Annotated in this window: 16 protein-coding genes; 9 read left to right on the top strand and 7 right to left on the bottom strand. The window is 56.8% G+C overall.

Annotated features, from left to right (window positions below; all coding sequences use genetic code 11):
• Window positions 1-52 precede the first annotated feature (52 nt).
• Entirely contained in the window at window positions 53-331 is a 279-nt protein-coding gene (locus GRX64_RS01980) for a cupin domain-containing protein (RefSeq protein ID WP_166263519.1), read from the top strand.
• Window positions 332-372: 41 nt separating this feature from the next.
• Here the strand turns inward: GRX64_RS01980 and GRX64_RS01975 are convergent, their stop codons facing one another.
• Together GRX64_RS01975 and GRX64_RS01970 are read right to left on the bottom strand one after the other, a co-directional pair.
• Complete coding sequence (locus GRX64_RS01975) at window positions 373-1,197, bottom strand: nitrate- and nitrite sensing domain-containing protein (RefSeq protein ID WP_166263518.1); 825 nt, start codon at window positions 1,195-1,197, stop codon at window positions 373-375.
• Window positions 1,197-2,363: a methyl-accepting chemotaxis protein gene (locus GRX64_RS01970; protein WP_166263517.1), complete on the bottom strand. Its 1,167-nt coding sequence runs from the start codon at window positions 2,361-2,363 to the stop codon at window positions 1,197-1,199. Before GRX64_RS01970 ends, GRX64_RS01975 begins: the two co-directional genes overlap by 1 nt.
• A gap of 260 nt (window positions 2,364-2,623) precedes the next feature.
• Here GRX64_RS01970 and GRX64_RS01965 point away from each other — a divergent pair, with 260 nt between their 5' ends.
• On the top strand, window positions 2,624-2,947 hold the full coding sequence (locus GRX64_RS01965) for a hypothetical protein (RefSeq protein WP_166263516.1): 324 nt from the start codon (window positions 2,624-2,626) through the stop codon (window positions 2,945-2,947).
• A 131-nt stretch (window positions 2,948-3,078) separates the two neighbouring features.
• Here the strand turns inward: GRX64_RS01965 and GRX64_RS01960 are convergent, their stop codons facing one another.
• Entirely contained in the window at window positions 3,079-4,431 is a 1,353-nt protein-coding gene (locus GRX64_RS01960; protein WP_166263515.1) for a S41 family peptidase, read from the bottom strand.
• Between the two features lie 75 nt (window positions 4,432-4,506).
• Window positions 4,507-5,190 (bottom strand): winged helix-turn-helix transcriptional regulator, encoded by a 684-nt coding sequence (locus GRX64_RS01955; protein ID WP_166263514.1) that lies wholly within the window; start codon window positions 5,188-5,190, stop codon window positions 4,507-4,509.
• Between the two features lie 171 nt (window positions 5,191-5,361).
• Between GRX64_RS01955 and GRX64_RS01950 the strand changes: the two genes are divergently transcribed.
• Together GRX64_RS01950 and GRX64_RS01945 are read left to right on the top strand one after the other, a co-directional pair.
• A complete protein-coding gene (locus tag GRX64_RS01950) occupies window positions 5,362-5,577 on the top strand; it encodes a tautomerase family protein (protein ID WP_166263513.1) in 216 nt (71 codons plus the stop codon).
• Window positions 5,578-6,018: 441 nt separating this feature from the next.
• On the top strand, window positions 6,019-7,425 hold the full coding sequence (locus GRX64_RS01945) for a hypothetical protein (protein ID WP_166263512.1): 1,407 nt from the start codon (window positions 6,019-6,021) through the stop codon (window positions 7,423-7,425).
• A 182-nt stretch (window positions 7,426-7,607) separates the two neighbouring features.
• Here the strand turns inward: GRX64_RS01945 and GRX64_RS01940 are convergent, their stop codons facing one another.
• Both GRX64_RS01940 and GRX64_RS01935 read right to left on the bottom strand, forming a co-directional pair.
• Window positions 7,608-8,240, bottom strand: coding sequence for a hypothetical protein (locus tag GRX64_RS01940; RefSeq protein ID WP_166263511.1), 633 nt, complete (start codon window positions 8,238-8,240; stop codon window positions 7,608-7,610).
• A complete protein-coding gene (locus tag GRX64_RS01935; RefSeq protein WP_166263510.1) occupies window positions 8,237-8,725 on the bottom strand; it encodes a hypothetical protein in 489 nt (162 codons plus the stop codon). Before GRX64_RS01935 ends, GRX64_RS01940 begins: the two co-directional genes overlap by 4 nt.
• A 451-nt stretch (window positions 8,726-9,176) precedes the next feature.
• Between GRX64_RS01935 and GRX64_RS01930 the strand changes: the two genes are divergently transcribed.
• From GRX64_RS01930 to GRX64_RS01910, 5 genes are all read left to right on the top strand, one after another.
• Window positions 9,177-9,827 carry a glutathione S-transferase family protein gene (locus tag GRX64_RS01930; RefSeq protein WP_166263509.1) on the top strand — a complete coding sequence of 217 codons (651 nt, stop codon included), beginning with the start codon at window positions 9,177-9,179 and terminating at the stop codon, window positions 9,825-9,827.
• 404 nt (window positions 9,828-10,231) lie between these two features.
• A complete protein-coding gene (gene putA, locus GRX64_RS01925; RefSeq protein WP_166263508.1) occupies window positions 10,232-13,861 on the top strand; it encodes a bifunctional proline dehydrogenase/L-glutamate gamma-semialdehyde dehydrogenase PutA in 3,630 nt (1,209 codons plus the stop codon).
• Window positions 13,862-14,252: 391 nt separating this feature from the next.
• A complete protein-coding gene (locus tag GRX64_RS01920; protein ID WP_166263507.1) occupies window positions 14,253-15,455 on the top strand; it encodes a PilT/PilU family type 4a pilus ATPase in 1,203 nt (400 codons plus the stop codon).
• Window positions 15,456-15,489: 34 nt separating this feature from the next.
• Entirely contained in the window at window positions 15,490-16,365 is an 876-nt protein-coding gene (locus GRX64_RS01915) for an alpha/beta fold hydrolase (protein ID WP_166263506.1), read from the top strand.
• Window positions 16,366-16,502: 137 nt separating this feature from the next.
• Window positions 16,503-17,240, top strand: a complete 738-nt coding sequence (locus GRX64_RS01910) for a substrate-binding periplasmic protein (protein ID WP_166263505.1) — start codon at window positions 16,503-16,505, stop codon at window positions 17,238-17,240.
• Between the two features lie 121 nt (window positions 17,241-17,361).
• On the opposite strand, the gene katG is transcribed toward GRX64_RS01910, so the two are convergent.
• Complete coding sequence (gene katG, locus GRX64_RS01905) at window positions 17,362-19,572, bottom strand: catalase/peroxidase HPI (RefSeq protein WP_166263504.1); 2,211 nt, start codon at window positions 19,570-19,572, stop codon at window positions 17,362-17,364.
• Window positions 19,573-19,986: the final 414 nt, after the last annotated feature.

Below are 19,986 nucleotides of genomic sequence, written 5' to 3'. Positions count from 1 at the left end.
GTCAATCTGATCCGATTGTGGATGCTGTTCAAGAGGAAAAGGGGACTGGAACGTGAATGAAAACCTGTTCAGGCAACTGCTGCGAGACAAGGGGTTCGAGGCGCCGTTGGTCAAAGACTACGAGCCCCACGCTGATGGTGACTTGCACACCCATGCCTTCGACGTGTTGCTTCTGGTTCAGCAAGGCCCGTTCACGCTGGCCACAGAGAAGGGTGTGACGACTTTTCAGGCCGGCGAGATGTGTGCCTTGGACGCCGGGGTGCGCCACATTGAACGTACCGGTTCCGGTGGTGCCCGTGTCCTCTTGGGCAAGCGCCACTGCGCGTCCTGATCGGTCAGGCAACACCCTGGCGTGTGTTTGCCCGCCGCAGGTCAGACGTGGTGCTGCAATGCCAGGAGCATTTCATCAACGACCGCGAACTGGGCTCCAATGGCCTTGGTGGCCTGGTCGAAGTACGTGCTGGCGGGCAGCTTCGGTGCTGATTCAGACAGGAATTCGGTGTCGATAATCGACAACAGGGTTGCGACTGTCTGGCTGGCTTCTTTCAGGGATAATGAGCCGGTCTGGCTGTGCCCGGCCAGGTCGGTGTGGGCGGTGGTGGACAGTGCCCGGATGCGCTCACAGAGAAAACCCAGTCGGATGCGCTCGACGCCCGTGCTCTGACCTGCAGCGGCAATACCAGTGCCCAGCGCCCGTGCCTGGCCCAGCCACTCCGTGGTGTACAGCAATTCGCGCCAGAGCGTTGCCACACCATCACCGGGCTGTGTCAGGAACAACAACGCATGCTGCGCCGCGATGTCTTCAATCAGTGGCAGTACATTGGCCAGTAATTGATTATGCTGTTTCAGGTTATCCGTCACAGGCAATGACAGGCTGGCGCCTTCAAGCCTTGACCAATGGTCTGAAAACGCCTGCCAGCGGTCGTGGTGCGACAGGCTGGAGGCATCCAGATTGCTAAGATCGCCGGCGATCGTCCGCCGGATCTGATCGATTTTTGGTTTCAGGGAATGGTCGCCGCCCAGGAATCCGGTGGTCAGGCCCCGGTGCTGTTGCAGGTGTTCCAGCAAGTGTCGCATGCCTTTCAGCAAACGCAATCCTTCCGCCCGTCTAGCCGGGGTCCGCCGGGATTTCCGGATCACCAGCACGGCGACAATCACCAGGGTCAGGACAGACGCGGCCGCCATGAGCAGTTCCATCACTGAGCTCCTTTCATAATAACCGCCCCTGAGAGGGCTGTGGTCAGTCCCTGGATATGCTGAACAATCCGATCGGTTTCTTCGGTCGCCTGACCGTTGGCGTCGATTCGTTGGTGCATGGTATCGATCTGGCTGGCAATCTCGCCTATGGCAAGGTCCTGTTCCCGGGCGTTCTGTGCGACGGAAGCGACCTGTTGATTCATTTGCACGGAGTGGCTTTGTATTTGCTCAAGGCAATCCCGCACCGCCTGGGTGTGGGATACGCTGTCCTGAACCTGGCCCAGCAGTCGATCCATCTGGCGGTGAGTGGCTTCGATTTTTTGACTGACATTCGCAATATTGGCGCCAATGTCTCTGGCCGACTGCTGGCTGTTGTTGGCCAGTTGGCGTACTTCGTTGGCGACAACGGCAAAGCCGCCACCGGCCGCACCAGCACGGGCCGCCTCGATTGCTGCATTCAGGGCGAGCAGGTTGGTCTGGTCTGCAATCTGGCTGATACTGGCCGTCATGGTGGTGACGGTCTGGAATTGGGCAAGCAGCTGTGTCATCAACCGGGTGGTTTGTTCCGCTTCGGCGGCCATTGCACCGATGGTGTCGCTGGCGGTGGCCAGGCGGCTGCCACCTTCCCTGACCAGGTCACTGACCTGCTCGCTGGCCTGTTCAGAAAACTGGGCATTGCGCGCCACTTCCGCAACGCTCTGGCTCATCTGCTCAACGGCCGCGGAGGTTGCAGCCGATGCCTGACGCTGCTCGCCAGCGCTGAGGGCGATGAGTTCACTGCTCTGGGACAGTTCGCCAGTGGCGTGGGCGATTTCCGCCAGCCGGTCGGCCAGGGTTTGCTCACGGCGCTGGGCGTCGCGCAAAGTGTTGGCGAAAGCCTGGGCGACGGGGCCCAGTAAGCTCAGGCGTGTGTCGAGAAGGCGATAATCCATGTTGTGTGTCTGACGTTGGCAACTCTCGACCAAAGTCCCGGCTTCGCTGTGGGCCAGGGTCAATAAACCGGTCGTGAGGTACCCGGCCACAGCCATCACAATGAGCCCGGCGAAGGAAAAGCCTGAAATAACCAGCCCCATTCCGGTGATCAGTGCCAGGGCAGGGCCAGCAATAACCACTCCGGGCCCGAACGGGTGGGCAAGTAAGGCGGCAGGATACAGCAGTGGGCTCATTGTTCTTCCTTGTGGTGGGTAGCGCGCTAAACTTCGTATTGCAAAATGCATACCGTAGGGAGAGGTCCCCAAGACTCGGGCTACAGGCCCGTTTGGGCCGGTGTTCGCCCGCTTCCATGCACTGGTATGGCGCATGCCGGCGCAGCGTTACGCACCGGATGTGGGCCGATTCGGCTTTGGCGCCACCGTCCGTTAGAATTGTGTCGTTGGACTGACGTAATGCACACAGAATTCACTGCAATAAAGGAAGGCGGCTCCGAATGGCCGAAGACCCCCTGAAAGCGCTGTCTGATAAGACCAGCGAGGCGCACGCGCGCATTCAAGAAGCCCATCAGCACATCAACCCGGTGGTGGGAGTGCGTCGCGGTATGCGCGATGTAGGCATTCCTGCGGACGCCATAACTCTCGACTGCCTGCGCACCCGCCGACGCATCATGCTGATTCTGCACGATGAGGAGCCCGGTACCCTGCTTTGCCAGTTCGGCACCCTGGATGAAGAGGCGAGCGCTGAGTTTCAGCGTGTGACGCTGGCCGAGGTGAAGGTGGAGACGTTGTTTGATTGGATGCAGGATTACTTTGGCTAGGCTTTGGCTGAGCTTTTGCCAAGTCCTGACTGACGTCTGATGACCGCTATTACTGCGTCGGAATGACCACTCATTGGGCGGCTTGCCGTGGGCTGGCTGTCCGAGGTTGACCGGTAACAGCGGGTTCGGTGTTATCCCGCAGACACCAGCTTCAATACCCGTTCCAACATCGGATCTGTGCCCGCTTCCCGCCCCTTGCGGCCAAGATAGGGCAGACGGATGTGAGGCGGGATGCCGACGTCTTCGTAGAGCTGGCCAGCGTGGGCCTCGTAGATTTCGTTGGATAGTGTCAAATGCCAGCCGTTGGGCAAGTGGCGCTCCAGAGTATCGGAGAGAATGCCCTGAGTGGGTTCGCCAATGAGGGTCAGGCGCGGGTGCTGTAATAACGAGAGCACAAAGATTTCCGCAGCGCTGGCGGTGAGTTCGCTGGTCAGCACAAACAGGTTGCCGCGGTAGGTGTCGCCGCTGGCGGGGGTGACGTGGATAGCCTGTTTTCCGGTGAAGCCTTTGCCGTGACGGGCGGACTTATTGAAGGCCAGCCGCTTGCGGTCCATCAGATAGGCCGCAAACCGCAGGGCGATGGCATCGTAACCGCCGCCATTGGTACGAATATCCACCACCAGATTTGGCAGGCTGCCTATGTCGGCCAGTACATTCTGCATCACACCGTCGATGGCCCTCAGGTCGCCGGTGGGGTTGCCGGTTTTGCCACTTTGGCCTGCCATGGCCCGGATGTTGAGGTAGCCGGTGGCGGTGTTCAGGCGCCCCCATTCCACCAGTCGTTTGCAGCCGTGGCGGACCGTGTTGGCGAGATAGTCCTCATGAATCACATCGTGGAGCCATTCTTTCAGGTCGCCCAGGTAACTGGTGATTTCCCGGTCATCATTGGCCTCCTCCAACTCGCGTGCCAGGCGTTTGTATAGCGCGGGCAGGGCGCCGGCATTGAAGTGCCCCCAGGGTGAGTGAAGGCGGATATGGCCGTCTTTCAGTGGGCGCAGCATCGCCGCCATGGTGGCAAACAGGGTTTCCCGTGAGCTGTTCGCGTCTATTCGGGGGCGGTAGGTATGGTAGGACTGGTCCCAGGCCACGCCTTTCAGTTCGAACAGCGCGTACTGCTCATGGAACGTACGCCAGAAGATGTCGAAGTTGTATTCAGGGTCTATCGGGTCGTGCGCCAGGGTTGCTGCCGCCGTGGCCGGCAAGGCCTTGAGGCGCCGGAAGCTGACCCGTGCGACCCCGGTGACTCGGTGGGCACTGAACACCTGCCCGCCAGGGGACACGATGGGGTCTTCGTAATAATGGCCGAGCTCATCGATGGTGCCGCCGAAGAGTTTTTGACAACTGATGGTGGTTTCTTCAAAGAGGGTGTACCCATCTCGTCCGATCAGCAGTACTTTGCCATAACCTTGCGAGCGCCAGACGCCCTCCAGTTGTCTGAATTCGGTGACGGAGGATGGGCGGCTGTGCCGATTGTCAGGTTTCATTTAACACTCCCGATCCACCAGTGTGTTCGGTTGGGGTGGCAGTCAGTCAGTTACTTGTGTTCTCTGCTGCGGCGGTCAAATCTCCCGAGCCGGCGGTATGCCGGCGAATATGCTGTCCGATAGCCAGTCCTGGACATTGCGAGTGAGCACCGATGGCCCGATCAACCTGAGGCTTTTGTCAGCAATGGCGGCCCTGTAGGTCCGGTCTCCCATCCAGCACGCCACCATGGTTCTGAGATCCGTGGTGAAATAGACATCGACATCTTTGCCAGGGTTCTCCAGACAGATGTCGACGTTGCAGCCTTTGACCAGCAGCCACCAGTTATTCAGCTTTTGAAGATCGGTGAATTCAAACTTGATGACCGCCTCATCGCCGGGCAGGTTTTCGGTTTTGATACTGCGCTGTAAGTAGAGCATCAACAATTCAACGTCGAGATCGGTTTCCCGAAGGTCCCCTCGCGCCCACCGCATACCCCATTCACCTACCGTCTTGAGCATCGGCAGCGTTTCTTTGCCGGCTTGCGTCAGGAAGTACTCGAAGCCCCGCTGGCCCGATATTTTCCTCCGCAGGATAAGTTCCGCATCGGCGAGTTCGTTCAAACGTTTGGTCAGTACGGTGGGTGAAATCAGAGCCAACCCGCGTTGCAGCTCATTGAAGCGGGTGGCGCCCATGTGCAGTTCGCGAAGTATCAGCAGGGTCCACTTTTCGCCCAGCAGGCTCATGGCTTTGGCAACCGGACAGAATTGACCGTATTCCATACCTTACCCCAGTGTTCAGGCCCCTTTAATTGTAGTGGTGAACTACGGAAAACGTAGTTCACCACTACAGTCTGCGCACTAGGTCGAACGCAGGCGCTTTCTTACTATAGACCGATCAGAAGCCAGTATCTCTGATTCATCCATTACACCGATGTGCAGGAGAGACAGATCATGCCACTCATTACTGTAAACCTGATTGAGAACGTATTCAGCAACGAAGAAAAAGCGCAGATGATCCGCAAGCTGACCGACACCATGGTCGAAATTGAAGGTGAAGCGATGCGCCCGGTTACCTGGGTGAAAATCGAAGAGGTCCCGGAAGGGCAGTGGGGCATTGGAGGCAACGCTTTAACTGCCGCAATGATTCACGACATGCAGAAAGGGTAAACACCGCAACCATCGCCGTGTTGTTGCAGGCTCTGCATAACCCGTGGGCTGCAGAACTTGGGGGTCAGAGGTCTGGTACTTCACTGATCGGTATCAACGGTCGCGCTGTGTGGCCGGTCTTTTTGAGTTAACCGCACCGTTCGTGGAGGTATTTCGGTGCGGTTTAACTCGATTTAATTTGTAACGGCTCGCCTGTCTTCCATGTTTTTCTCGTTCCTGTAATGAAGAGTGCCAAAAAATATAAGACTTAAAATCAGTCGTTTGTGTCTTTTTTAATCGCCAATTCAGCGTTACATCCAGCGTCATCGTGTCACTGAATGTTACTTGCTGTAAGTGTCAGTTTTTTGACGCATTTGGCGAATGAAAAAGGTGAGCTCGCCGCAAAAAGCCGAATATTGACGTGTTAGGATTCCCCAAGTTGTCAATAATTTGGTGAAAAATATGTCATATTGCGGCAAGAAAACGTTAAAGCAAGGACTGCTGACACTACCCTTGGTGGCCCTGCTTTCCGGCTGCGGTCTGGATATCACCAGCAGCAACAATGCTGCCGATGTGCAAGCTCAAAGCGACGGCGGTGTCGGCGGGCAAACTCAGAACGGCGATGCCCCGACTGTTCGTGTGGCGGGTGCCGCTATAAAGGGTGTTATCCAGCAAGGCATTGTGACGGCTAATCGTCTGCTGGATGACAAAGCTGGCTATTTCTCTCCGGAACGGCTGGCTGCAAAGCCCGTGAGAACCGCAGACGATGGCAGTTACGAATTGCGTTTGCGGGGCCAGGATGATGGTTGGGCGCTGGTAGAGATTCGTGCGGATCAGGCCACCCAAATGGTGTGTGATGTCGTTCCCCATTGTGATCAAGCCGGTGGCGGATCGGTTGTTTTTGGCCAGACTTTCGGCCTGGACAGTGGGTTTGTGCTTCTGGGCGCCGGAGAGCTGGCCGCAGAAACGGTCTACCTGACACCGCTCAGCCATCTTGCGGTAACCCTGGCGGAACGCAGTGCCGAGGGACTTTCCCCGGCGGCGCTGACGGATGCTTACCAGGCTGTCGAGGGCTGGTTCGGCCTGACAGCAGGTTCCTTGCGCCTGGCTCCGCCAGACCTGACTCAGCTTGATCAACTCAGTGATGTGTCGGTAGATGCGCTTCAGGTAGCCATCACCAACGCAGCCTTTCTGGCGCTGGTCAATGATGACCCAAAATGGAACAGTATTGCCGATGTGCTGGGCGACATGACCACGCAGGTGGCTGCGACCGGACAGATTGATATTATGGGCAATGGCGATAACCTGGCACTGGCGGACATTGTCGCTGCCGCCGCATTGCAGGCGTCCGAGCTTCAGGTGACGGTGGAGTCGAGCATCATTAGCCAGAAACTGGTGGTGGTGGAGTATCGCAATGTGCAGCGTTTCAAAACGGTTGCCGATGTCTATGGCGAGTCGGATCCCTCAACTGACGAAACCGTTGCCACGACAGGGGGTACTGATACTTCCGGCACGACCGATACCGGAACTACTGACACTGGAACTACCGATACCGGAACAACCACCACTGAGCCGACGGATACCGTGGTGGAACCATCGGTACCCGCGAACGCCGCCTTACTGAGCTGGTCGGCGCCACTGACCCGGGAAAACGGCGATAGCCTCAGCATGGGTGAAATTGCCGGCTTTGAAGTCGCCTACGGTAATGCTCCTGATGCCTTGGCACAGACCCTCGCCGTGGGCGATGCCTCGGTCGAAGAATTGCTGGTGGATCAATTGGGCGAAGGCACCTGGTATTTTGCCATCCGCACGCTTGATATCGATGGCAATCGCAGCGACCTGTCTGTTGTGGTCAACAAGCAGATCTAGTGTTCTGTCTGGCGCGCCCCTGAGGCCTGCTTGGTGGGCGTGTCGCTAAACGTCTCTGCGACACAGGGCGCCGGGCCCTCAAGGCCCGGCGTTGCGTTGCGGGACCATAGCAGATCATCGGGTGATGGTTACGAGAACGCCGACAGGGCGAACCCGCCGACCGGACCGAACGCTGCTCCTTGTCATTGCCCAATGGGCTGCGCCAACGATTTCCGTAAGGCGATCTGAGTGCCAAACTTCTGCTTGAAATCGATTGTTGCCTGGGCAAAATCGTCAATCACCTCCACTTTCTCAGTGCTAAAAAACGGGTCACGGTGATAGCGAATGGTGCCGATATAAATTGCCCGGTCACCCGGCGTCATCTCGACCTTAAAGATGCCTGACAGCGGAGCGTTGCCGGGCACGGGTGTGGCGCTCGGAGACACGACTTTGATCTCGGCATTCATCACCACCCACGATTTCAGGATGTAGAAAGGTTGCGCCTCATGGCCAACGTAAAAGGTCTGGCCCATTGGTGCGTTAATGCGGCGCGTCAGATCTCCGAGGCTCATGGTTTCGTTGGGCGTCCGAAGTTCGGTATCGGTAATGACCAGCGCGAGATCACGAAATTCCTCGAAATTGGAACCCAGCACTTGCTCGTCTGGCGCCAGCCCGGGCTCAAGCTCAATTTTTCCAACCACGATCACGCTGCCGGTGCCGACTTGGGTCAGGTTTTCAACCGGCTTGATTGACGAGCTCGGCACACAACCCATCGCCAATAAACTACACGCCAGAACGATGCCCAGGCCAGCGTAGCGGGAACAAATGCGTGTCATTGCGATAACTCCATCAGACGTTTGCGAATGCGGGCTTCCCACTGAGTGCCTTTAACCCAGTCCATCGTCACGATGGTTTTGAGTAGCGCCTGTTCCGTGGGCGAGGTGATGGGCTCCATGGAGAACTTGCCGGCCTCAAAAAAGCCTGTGTCCACGTCCTGGTATTTGTAAGCCCCCAGGAAATATATGCCGGGTTGTTCGATGGTGACTGCGGTGGCGTTGCGGCCGTAAGTGGGAAACGAATACTGGTGTTCACCCATCAGGAACGAGTTGCCGCCAAAGTGAGCAATCTGAAACGAACCCGGTGGAATGTACTGGTTCACGATGATGCCTTCATCGGTCCCCATACCCCAGTAACCGGCCTCCGACTTGGGCGCAACCTGTTGCAGCTTCGCGTAGCTCATGTCAGTTGGTGCGTCGTCCATATCAATGTAGGCAAACACCAGTGAATTGGTTGGGTCATCCACACTGCGACCGTCACCCATCGACGCGCATCCAGAGAGTAGGGTTGCGCTAAATAATGCCATTAGCGTGACCCAGTAGATGTTATTTGACCGGTTTTTCAAAATCATTACTCCTTTATTATCCGTCAATTGAGGTATTAATCGAGCCTGGGCCGGACCATGGGGGCAGGGTGCGACAGGGATACGCCATGGATGTAAGGGCCTGGACGTTGTTGGTCAGGCCGATGTCAAAGCAAAAAGAGTATAGGCAACTCCGGGATGGTCGTTGATCTGGTGGTAAAATCGTTACAAAACAACATCAGAGCGTTACGAAGAAGATCTCGGAGTAGAAAGGAAAAGTCGGATTCACGGTGGAATACCGCACTGGTTGAGGAAACGGGGTCGGTCGTGTCGAGCTGGCGAGCCCCTCACACATCAAACCAGTCTCAGCTAATCTCTCATTGTGTCCATTCATTAAATAGGGAGGATTATTATGGCACTCACCGAATCCCCTGATTGTGGCCTTGTCTTTTATACCAATCCGATGTCCCGGGGCCGGATCGTTCGCTGGATGCTGGAAGAAACCGGTGCGGACTACCGCCAGGTTTTATTGGCCTACGAGACTGAGATGAAGGCGCCCGATTATCTGGCCATCAACCCAATGGGGAAGGTGCCGGCGATCACTCACAAGGGGCATGTAGTGACTGAGTGCGCCGCCATCTGTGCCTACCTTGCCGATACCTTTCCGGATGCCGGTCTGGCGCCCGCGCCCATGGATCGGGCCGACTATTACCGTTGGCTGTTCTTCGCCGCCGGGCCGCTGGAAGCGGCGCTTGTAAACCATTCGCTGAAGGTAACCGTCCGTCAGGAGCAGCAGCGGATGGTCGGTTACGGCAACTATGACCTGACCCTGGACACCTTGGCGCTGGCCGTTTCCGGCTCGGGTTACGTGGCGGGTGACCGCTTTACGGCGGCGGATGTGTACGTGGGCGCCCACATTTTGTGGGGTATGCAGTTTGGCTCACTACCCAGACGACCGGAATTTGAGGCGTACGCCGCGAAGCTCGCCAATCGGCCGGCATTGGTGGCGGCCCAGGCGTTGGATAACCAGTTGGCCGAAACGATGCCGGCGCAGGATTTGTGAGCAGGCTCGTGCTCATATCGCAGCGTCAGCCTACAATTTTCAGGGAGCCGGCGAATTCTGATCTCCCTGGCGAACCATGACGTAGACCTCAGCACCATAGTATGAAACCTTAGGTAGGGCTGGCCCAATAGCCGTGACGGTGGGACGGACGTGCTTGAATCTGACGATTCCTGCAAGTCTCCGACATCACAGCTATGCTGATGAGTGAGAGAAAAATTTGTCGCAGGGACTTGCATGACATCTGTGTTAGTGGCTCAGGCCGTTTTGTCTTTAAAATCATATTCTTATTTATCTGTTAAAATCTGAATGAGACAAAATAAACGGTATGCGGGTCCTGCTTTACCGTGAAACAGTCTTGACCGCTAAAGACAGCGGGCAGGGCTCACAATTATGAGGGTACAACCATGAGACCGCAGCAATCAGAAACGCCCGCACTTGTCGACAGCCGGCAGGCGATTCGTGAATATTATCTCGCCGACGAATACACCGTAATTCGGGAGATGATTGCTGGTGCGCAGTTGTCCCAGTCCGAGCGCCAGGCGATTTCAGCGCGCGCGGCGGACTTGGTGCGCAGTGTTCGCAAGAGCGCCAAGTCCACTATTATGGAGAAGTTTCTGGCGGAGTATGGCCTCACCACCAAAGAAGGTGTGGCCTTGATGTGTTTGGCGGAAGCCCTGTTAAGGGTGCCCGACAACACCACCATTCATGCCCTGATTGAAGACAAGATCACCTCCGGCAGTTGGGGCACGCACGTAGGTAAGGCGTCGTCTTCACTGATCAACACCGCCACAATCGCCCTGTTGATGACCAGTAACCTGCTCAAGGATTCTGAGCGCCAGAGTGTGGGCGAAACCCTTCGCAAACTGGTTAAGCGACTCGGTGAGCCGGTAGTTCGCACCGTAGCCGGTCAAGCCATGAAAGAGATGGGCCGGCAGTTTGTGCTGGGCCGTAATATCGAAGAGGCACAAGACGAAGCCAAGGGCTACATGGCGAAAGGCTACACCTATTCGTACGACATGCTGGGCGAAGCCGCGCGAACCGATGCCGATGCCAAGCGCTATTTTGAATCCTATGCCAATGCTATCGACAGCATTGCCAAGTCTTGCAAAGGCGATGTGCGTAAAAACCCCGGCATCTCAGTGAAATTGTCGGCGCTGCTTGCGCGCTATGAGTATGGCAATAAAGAGCGGGTGATGAACGAACTCGTACCCCGGGCGTTGCAACTGGCGAAGAAAGCCGCTGTTGGTAACATGGGCTTCAACATCGACGCCGAGGAGCAAGATCGGCTGGACCTGTCACTGGACGTGATCGAAGCGATTCTGTCCGACCCGGAACTGGCCGGTTGGGACGGCTTTGGTGTCGTGGTGCAGGCATTCGGCAAGCGCTCGGCTCACACGCTGGACTGGCTGTATGGGTTGGCAGAAAAACTGGACCGCCGCATCATGGTTCGTTTGGTGAAAGGCGCCTACTGGGATGCCGAGATCAAGCGCGCTCAGGTTATGGGACTGGACGGCTTTCCGGTGTTTACCCGCAAAGCCTGCAGCGATGTGTCATTCTTGTCCTGCGCGACCAAGTTGCTCAACATGACTGACCGGATCTACCCGCAGTTTGCCACCCACAATGCACACTCCGTATCAGCAATTATTGAGCTGGCCAAGATCAAGGGCCTGAATAATTACGAGTTCCAGCGTCTGCACGGGATGGGTGAGTCGCTGCACAATGAGGTACTCAAAGCCAGCGGCGTTCCGTGTCGCATCTACGCTCCGGTGGGTGCCCACGTCGACCTGCTGGCTTATCTGGTGCGCCGCCTGCTGGAGAACGGGGCCAACAGTTCCTTCGTCAACCAGATTGTGGATACTCGCATCACGCCGGAGGAAATTGCCAAGGACCCAATCGATTCGGTCAAGGAGATGGGTGAAAACATCTCCAGCAAGGCCATCGTGCACCCCAGGAAATTGTTCGGTGAGCAGCGCCGGAATTCGAAAGGCTGGGACATTACCGATCCCTTGACGGTGGCCGAGATCGATAAGGGCCGTGACGCGTTCCGCGACCATCGCTGGACGGGCGGGCCGGTGATTGCGGGCAATGTAGCCGGCACGGAAGTGCAGGTGGTGCGTAACCCCGCCAATCCGGAAGACACGGTGGGCCACGTCACCCAGGCCTCTGAAGCCGATGTCGATACCGCCATTGCCGCGGCCCAGGAAGGTTTTAAGACCTGGTCTGCCAAGTCAGCGGAAGAGCGAGCCGCGTGTGTTCGCAAAGTGGGCGATCTTTACGAGGCGCACGCCCACGAGCTGTTTGCACTGACGACAAGGGAAGCGGGTAAGTCACTGCTGGACGGCATTGCCGAAATCCGGGAAGCCGTCGATTTCTCGCAGTATTACGCCAATGAAGGCTTGCGTTACAAGGATAGCGGAGATGCTCGCGGGGTGATTTGCTGTATCTCCCCCTGGAACTTCCCCCTGGCCATCTTTACCGGTCAGATTCTTGCCAACCTCGCTGCGGGCAATACGGTGCTCGCCAAACCGGCGGAGCAAACCTCCTTGCTGGCTGTGCGCGCAGTGGAGCTGATGCACGAAGCCGGCATTCCGAAAGATGCGGTCCAGCTGTTGCCAGGCACCGGTGCCACCGTGGGTGGCGCGTTGACGTCGGATTCCCGCTTGTCGGGTGTGTGCTTCACAGGGTCTACCGCTACGGCCCAGCGAATCGACAAGGTCATGGCGGAGAACATGGCGCCGGACGCTGCTCTGGTGGCGGAAACTGGTGGCCTGAATGCCATGATTGTCGATTCGACCGCGCTGCCGGAACAGGTTGTACGCGATGTGCTGGCATCCTCGTTCCAGAGCGCCGGCCAGCGGTGTTCGGCCCTGCGCATGTTGTACGTGCAGAAAGACATTGCCGAAAACCTGCTTGAAATGCTCTATGGCGCCATGGAAGAACTGGGCATTGGCGATCCGTGGTTATTGTCCACAGATGTTGGCCCTGTCATCGATGAGGCCGCCCGTAAAAAAATCGTGGATCACTGCGACAAGTTTGAGCGTAAGGGTCGACTGCTGAAAAAACTGCAGGTACCGGAAAAAGGCACTTATGTGTCTCCGGCGGTCATCAGTGTGAGCGGTATTGAAGAAATGGAAGAAGAGATCTTTGGCCCCATCCTTCATGTCGCTACCTTTGAGGCCAAGGACATCGACAAGGTGGTGGACGCGGTCAATGCCAAAGGTTACGGTCTGACGTTCGGCATTCATACTCGTGTTGACCGTCGTGTGGAACGTATTGCCGGCCGTATCAAGGTAGGCAATGTCTACGTCAATCGTAACCAGATTGGCGCCATCGTCGGCTCACAACCGTTTGGCGGTGAAGGCTTGTCGGGTACCGGTCCGAAGGCGGGCGGCCCGCAGTATGTGCGTCGCTTCCTGAAAGGAAGCACGGTCCAGCGCCCCGCAGAGTCTGGTGGCAAGAAGGTGGATGCCAAGAAGTTGGAAGGGCTTATTGGCAAGCTGTCCAGCACCAAGACACTCGCACCGGACGCCCGGATTGATGCGATGAAGCCCATCTTCGGTAGCGTGCCGGAGCCGTTGGATGCCCACGTTGAAGAAATGCCCGGACCGACCGGTGAGCTGAACCGGCTGACCAACCATGCCCGTGGTGTGGTGGTGTGTCTCGGCCCGGATAAGGACACGGCGCTGGAACAGGCCGCAACGGCGTTGTCACAGGGCAACAAGGTGGTGGTGATTGCACCGGGTGTGGACGATGTTGTCGGCCGCGCTGCTAACGCTGGCCTCCCCATCGTGGGTATCGAGGGTCTGCTGCAACCGGACGCGTTGGCAACGGCGACTGGATTCGAGGCGGTGGTCAGTTGTGCCGAGCCGGCGTTACTGAAGGAGTATCGCCTGGCACTGGCCAAGCGCGACGGTGCGCTGCTGCCATTGATCACGGAGCATACCCTGGATCAACGGTTTGTGATTGAGCGCCATCTGTGCGTGGACACCACGGCAGCCGGCGGTAACGCCAGCCTGATTGCGGCCTCCGAGTAGCCGTATTATCGTACCCAGCGGGCAACCTTCTCATCGGAGGGTTGCCCTGGCCGGGAGGTATCAATCGTCAAGCGGCCACTCCCCCTGGCCGAACGATGCCTGGCGCTTTTTGCCTGGCCTTTTTGCCTGACACTCCTTGTCTGGCAACCTTCGCCTGGAAAATAGTGCCAGCCCTGCTGGCTTCGCGCTTTTTTTTCGCAAACATGGCTGACGCCGTGGACTGAGCGATAATCAATTGGTTCAGATGTCTTGCTGTATTCAATGATGGCAGGGCTTTTTTTTTCGTGCTCCCTCAGGCACCTTAAGACGAATTTCCGATGCTTGTTACGCCACCGTTTTATCGGCATTCAGGTATTATCGGGCGATCATACACTTAGTGGAATTTTGACCCATGGCGACTCCGATTGACCGGTACCTGAATATTCTGGCAAAAAAAGACGGCTCAGACCTTTATCTCAGTACGGGCGCGCCCCCTTGCGGTAAATTCCAGGGTGACCTCAAACCGCTGTCCAGGGAGCCGCTGAAACCCGGTGAGGTCGAGACGATTGCCAATGAGATCATGGACGATGAGCAGCGCAAGGTGTTTGAGAGCGAACTCGAAATGAACCTGGCGATCTCGATTTCCGGCATCGGACGGTTTCGGGTCAATATCTTTAAGCAGCGGAACGAAGTCGCGATCGTTGCACGCAACATCAAGACCGACATTCCGAAGTTCGAAGACTTGGGCTTGCCACCGGTACTGAAGGAATTGGTGATGTTCAAGCGCGGACTGGTGCTGTTCGTGGGTGGCACCGGGTCGGGTAAGTCGACCTCGCTAGCGGCCTTGATCGATCATCGGAACAGCAACGTCGGGGGCCACATCATTACCATTGAAGACCCGGTTGAGTTCGTTCATAAACACAAAAAATCCTTGATCAACCAGCGGGAAGTCGGTGTTGATACCCGCAGCTTCAAGAATGCCCTGAAAAACACCCTGCGACAGGCCCCTGACGTCATTTTGATTGGTGAGATCCGTGATCGGGAAACCATGGAACATGCGCTGGAATTTGCCGAGACCGGCCATCTGGCAATTTCCACACTGCACGCCAACAATTCGAATCAGGCGCTGGAGCGCATCATCAACCTGTTTCCGGATGAAAAACGGCCGGCGTTGCTGATGAGCCTGGCGCAAAACCTTCGGGGCTTCGTGTCCCAGCGCCTGGTGCCTACCGCTGACGGTAAGCGATGTGCCGCCGTGGAGGTCCTGCTGGGCACCAAGACCATTCAGGAACTGATTCTCAAGAACCGCCTGACTGAAATCAAAGAGATCATGGAGAAGTCGGAGAATCTTGGGATGCAAACCTTCGATGCCGCTCTGTTTAATTTGTATCGGGAAAAGCGGATCACCCTGGATGACGCCATTGCCAATGCCGATTCACCCAACAATCTACGGCTTCGCATCAAATTGGTGGAGGGCGAGACGGCCTCGCCCAAAGCGGCACCGGCGGCAGAAACCGCCGGCAGTGAACCAAAATCTACCGGTTTGACACTGGAGCTTGAACGAATCGACGACGACGAGGATGACGACCCACAAGCACCTAAAAATACGTTTTGAGTGATCGTGCCGGGGACTTTAGCGGGAGTTGGTCATGAACGTTGCTGATTTTGAAATACTGAAAATTGACACCGCCGGGGCCACGATCAATCTCGCCCATGGCGGTGAGGGTCCACCGCTGCTGCTGATACATGGTTATCCCGAAACTCACGCCATGTGGCACCTTGTCGCTCCGGAACTTGCCAAAACCTTCCATGTTGTCTGTCCTGATCTGCGCGGCTACGGGCACAGCGCAAAGCCCGCCTCAACCGCCGATCACGGCATTTATTCCAAGCGCGAGATGGCACGCGATATGGTGGAGGTGATGGCGGCACTGGGTTACGAGACATTTTATGTCGCCGGCCACGATCGTGGCGCCCGAGTGACCCATCGGCTGGCGCTCGATTATCCAGAGAAGGTAATGCGGGCCTGTGTGATGGACATAGCACCCACCCAATACATGTATGAACACACAGATCAGGCGTTCGCCACCGGCTACTATCACTGGTTTTTCCTGATTCAGCCCGATGGTTTGCCGGAGCGGCTGATCGGTGCTGACCCGGCGTATTTTCTGACCGAGAAGCTCAAGCGCTGGAGTGCGCCCGGCGCCCATTTTGACCCCGAAGTGGTGGCCGCCTACATCGAATGTTTCAGCCAACTCGATACCATTCACGCAACATGCGAAGACTATCGTGCCGCCGCGGGCATTGACCTGGACCATGACGACGCCGACCGGAGCCGTAACATTGAATGCCCGCTGCTGGTGCTTTGGGGTGATAAGGGGTTTGTCCATCGCACCTACGATGTTCTCAATGTTTGGGCTGGCTATGCCGAAAATGTGACGGGGCGGGCGCTGAGTTGCGGGCATTTCCTGGCAGAGGAAGCACCCGAGGCGGTGACTGATGAACTTCTGAGATTTTTCAAACGTTGACGACGGCTGACGGTGAGTTGCCGCAAAACCCGCTATAATCCACCTCAAAATTGGGCGCTGAACGCTCATTGTTTTGGCCGTTGCCAATGCCCCGCAGGGTTGCGGCTGTCGACTTGTCAGCGGAGAGAGCAGGGCTTGTGAACGTCAGAAAATTTGCATTGCGGTGGGTGGGTGCGTGTTGTCTTGCGAGCATGCCTGCCATGGTAACCGCCGACCCAATCCGAATAGCGGTTCCGCCCATTGCTCATTTGTTGGAAGAAAATGGCTCGGGCATCTATCAGCGTCTTTTAAAGGAGGCGATGGAGCCTGTGGGCGCCGATATAAAATCGGTGTTTTTCCCTTATCGCCGGGCGATCGTCGCCTTCGACGACCGGGACGTGGACTGCATTTACAGTTTCGGAGATGTGTTGGACAAGCGCTACAGTCCAAAGGAGTTGGTCTCCAGTTACCCCTTGGGCAAGTTCAGTTTCCATATTTTTACGGTCAGGGGTGAGCCTCCGATTTCCTCAGTCGGTGATTGGCAGAAACTCCGTTTGGCGGCCATCATGGGGCACGAACTCTACTTGGACAGTGTGCTTGCAGAGTCAGGCAAGGTTGTCATGGTGGGTTCTGAGCAACAGGCGGTGAGGATGCTTGAGCGGGGTAGGGTAGAGGCAGTCATCGCGGCGGTACCGGATATCAATCCTTTTTTGCCCAGGTTGAGTTACGAACAGGGTTACGAATTGCTGGTCAGTTTTGACCGCTTGCATTGCCACAATACGGAGAGCAACCGAGTGTTCATTGAGACGTTGTCTGAACAGTTGAAGAAACTTAAGGCGTCGGGAGGCTACGCACGTTGCAGGTACTCTGTACGTTCCTTTTTGATGGTCACCTGACACTCTGCTTGTGTCCGGTGGCGGACTCCGGGCATTTGTTGGTTCGCCTTGGCCGCACAGCGAACGTCGGGCGCTGACCCCATTTGGCAGCGCCCGACGACGTTTAGTGGGTTCGCTTGTGTTACCCGAGGTCGAAGCGATCCGCGTTCATGACCTTGTTCCACGCGGCGACAAAGTCGGTCACAAACTTTTCTTTCGCGTCGGACTGGGCATAGATTTCCGACACCGCACGCAGCTGAGAATTTGATCCGAAGACCAGGTCAACGCGGGTGCCGGTCCACTTAACACCACTGCCCTTACGGTCATGCCCCTCGAAGACGTCTGCGTCAGCCGACGTAGGCTTCCACTCGGTATTCAGGTCGAGCAAGTTCACGAAGAAGTCATTGGTGAGTGTGCCCGGTGTTTTGGTCAACACGCCGTGCTGTGCCCGATCGTAGTTGGCGTCCAGCACGCGCAGGCCACCCACCAGTACGGTCATTTCGGGCGCGCTCAGTTGCAGCAACTGCGCCCGGTCAAGCAGCATTTCTTCTTCGGAGACGGTGAACTTGGTCCGGCGGTAGTTCCGGAATCCGTCCGCGCCTGGCTCCAGCGGCTCAAAAGAGTCAACGTCGGTCTGGTCCTGTGACGCATCGGTCCGGCCCGGGCTGAACGGAACCTCTATGGTGTGCCCGGCGTCTTGTGCGGCTTTTTCAATCGCGGCCGCGCCACCAAGAACGATCAAGTCGGCAAGGGATACTTTTTTATTGCCAGATTGGGCATCGTTAAAGGCTTTTTGGACACCTTCCAGAGTCTGCAGCACTTTCGCCAGTTGGGCCGGCTGATTCACTGTCCAGTCTTTCTGCGGAGCCAGACGAATACGAGCCCCGTTAGCGCCCCCTCGCATATCAGAACCGCGGAAGACGGAAGCGGACGACCAGGCCGTGTAGACCAGTTCCGACACCGATAGGCCGGACGCCAGGATTTTGCCTTTCAAGTCGGCAACGTCCTGCTTGCTGACGAGTTCGTGATCCACGGCGGGTACCGGGTCCTGCCAGATCAGCTCTTCTGTTGCGACTTCGGGGCCGAGGTAGCGCGATCGGGGTCCCATGTCACGATGGGTAAGTTTGTACCAGGCCCGGGCAAAAGCATCCGCAAACTCTTCCGGATTCTTATGGAAGTGCTGGGCTATTTTCCGGTAAGACGGGTCTTCCCGCATGGCCATGTCGGCGGTGGACATCATGATGGGCACGCGCTTGGACGCGTTTTCGGCATCCGGTGCCATATCTTTGTCGGCGAGACCTTTTGGCCGCCATTGCTGGGCACCGGCGGGGCTTTTATTCAGTTCCCACTCATAGCCGAACAGGACATCAAAATAGCTCATATCCCACGTGGTGGGAGTCGGTGTCCATGCGCCTTCCAAGCCACTGGTGATGGTGTCGGAGCCCTTGCCGCTGCCAAAGCTGTTTTTCCAGCCGAGCCCCATTTGCTCGATCGGGGCCGCTTCTGGTTCTGGGCCAACGTTGGCAGGGTCGCCCGCGCCGTGCGTTTTGCCGAAGGTATGACCGCCGGCCGTCAGGGCGACGGTTTCATAGTCGTTCATTGCCATGCGGGCAAAGGTCTCACGGATGTCGCGGGCAGAGCCAAGTGGGTCCGGATTACCGTCAGGGCCTTCCGGGTTCACATAGATCAGCCCCATCTGCACGGCAGCCAGTGGGTTTTCCAACTCTCGGTCACCACTGTAACGCTTGTTATCCAGCCATTCGTCTTCGGCGCCCCAGTAGATGTCTTCTTCCGGCTCGTATATGTCCGCGCGTCCACCGCCAAAACCGAAGGTTTTGAATCCCATGGTTTCGAGGGCAACGTTGCCTGTGAGGATCATCAGGTCGGCCCACGACAGCTTGTTGCCGTACTTTTGTTTAATCGGCCACAACAGACGGCGAGCCTTGTCCAGGTTGCCGTTGTCAGGCCAGCTATTGACGGGCGCAAAGCGTTGGTCACCCGTGCCCGCGCCCCCGCGGCCATCACCAATGCGGTAGGTGCCGGCGCTGTGCCACGCCATCCGGATGAAGAACGGTCCGTAGTGGCCAAAGTCGGCCGGCCACCAGTCCTGCGAATCGGTCATCAGGGCAGCCAGATCTTTTTTAACCGCCGCCAGGTCGAGTTTCTTGAACTCTTCCGCATAGTTGAAGTCTGCGCCCAGTGGGTTGGACTTCGGAGAGTGCTGGTGAAGAATGTTGAGGTTCAACTGATTCGGCCACCAATCGTGGTTGGCTGTGCCTTTATTGCCCATCGACGTGCGCGCCCCATGCATTACGGGGCACTTGCCTGCTGTGTTGGCGTCATTTCCGTTCATTTCTTTCTCCAACTGTTACTGTTGTGGCGTTGTTACTTCGACTGATGCTGTGTTGATCGGACTGAACCGTAAGCACAGACGACGAATGTGCTTCCAATTGATCCGTTTCGTGGTCTTCCCGAAACAGCAATGCCTGACAATTGGTCCTTCCTGTCGCTCTGGGCTTCCCAAATCTTTGGCCGTCCTAAAGTGTAGACGACCAAACCTGCGTGCGTTTTAAATGTCGTTGGCACCCATGGTTCGGCACCACAGCAGGAGAGTTGCTCCGCTTCGATCGCACTAACATACTTATAGCAACTCCGATAAATTGTTTTAAATTACTTATGCTGACCGAATCGATAGTTTTTATTAAAAAACGAAAGCGGCGAACGAAACCGGCCTGGCGTTTGGAACGCGCCTGAGGTGCCCTGAAAT

The sequence above is a fragment of the Marinobacter caseinilyticus genome (genome assembly GCF_011074955.1).
GTDB lineage: Bacteria > Pseudomonadota > Gammaproteobacteria > Pseudomonadales > Oleiphilaceae > Marinobacter > Marinobacter caseinilyticus.
This window is presented reverse-complemented; position numbering and strand designations above follow the sequence as displayed.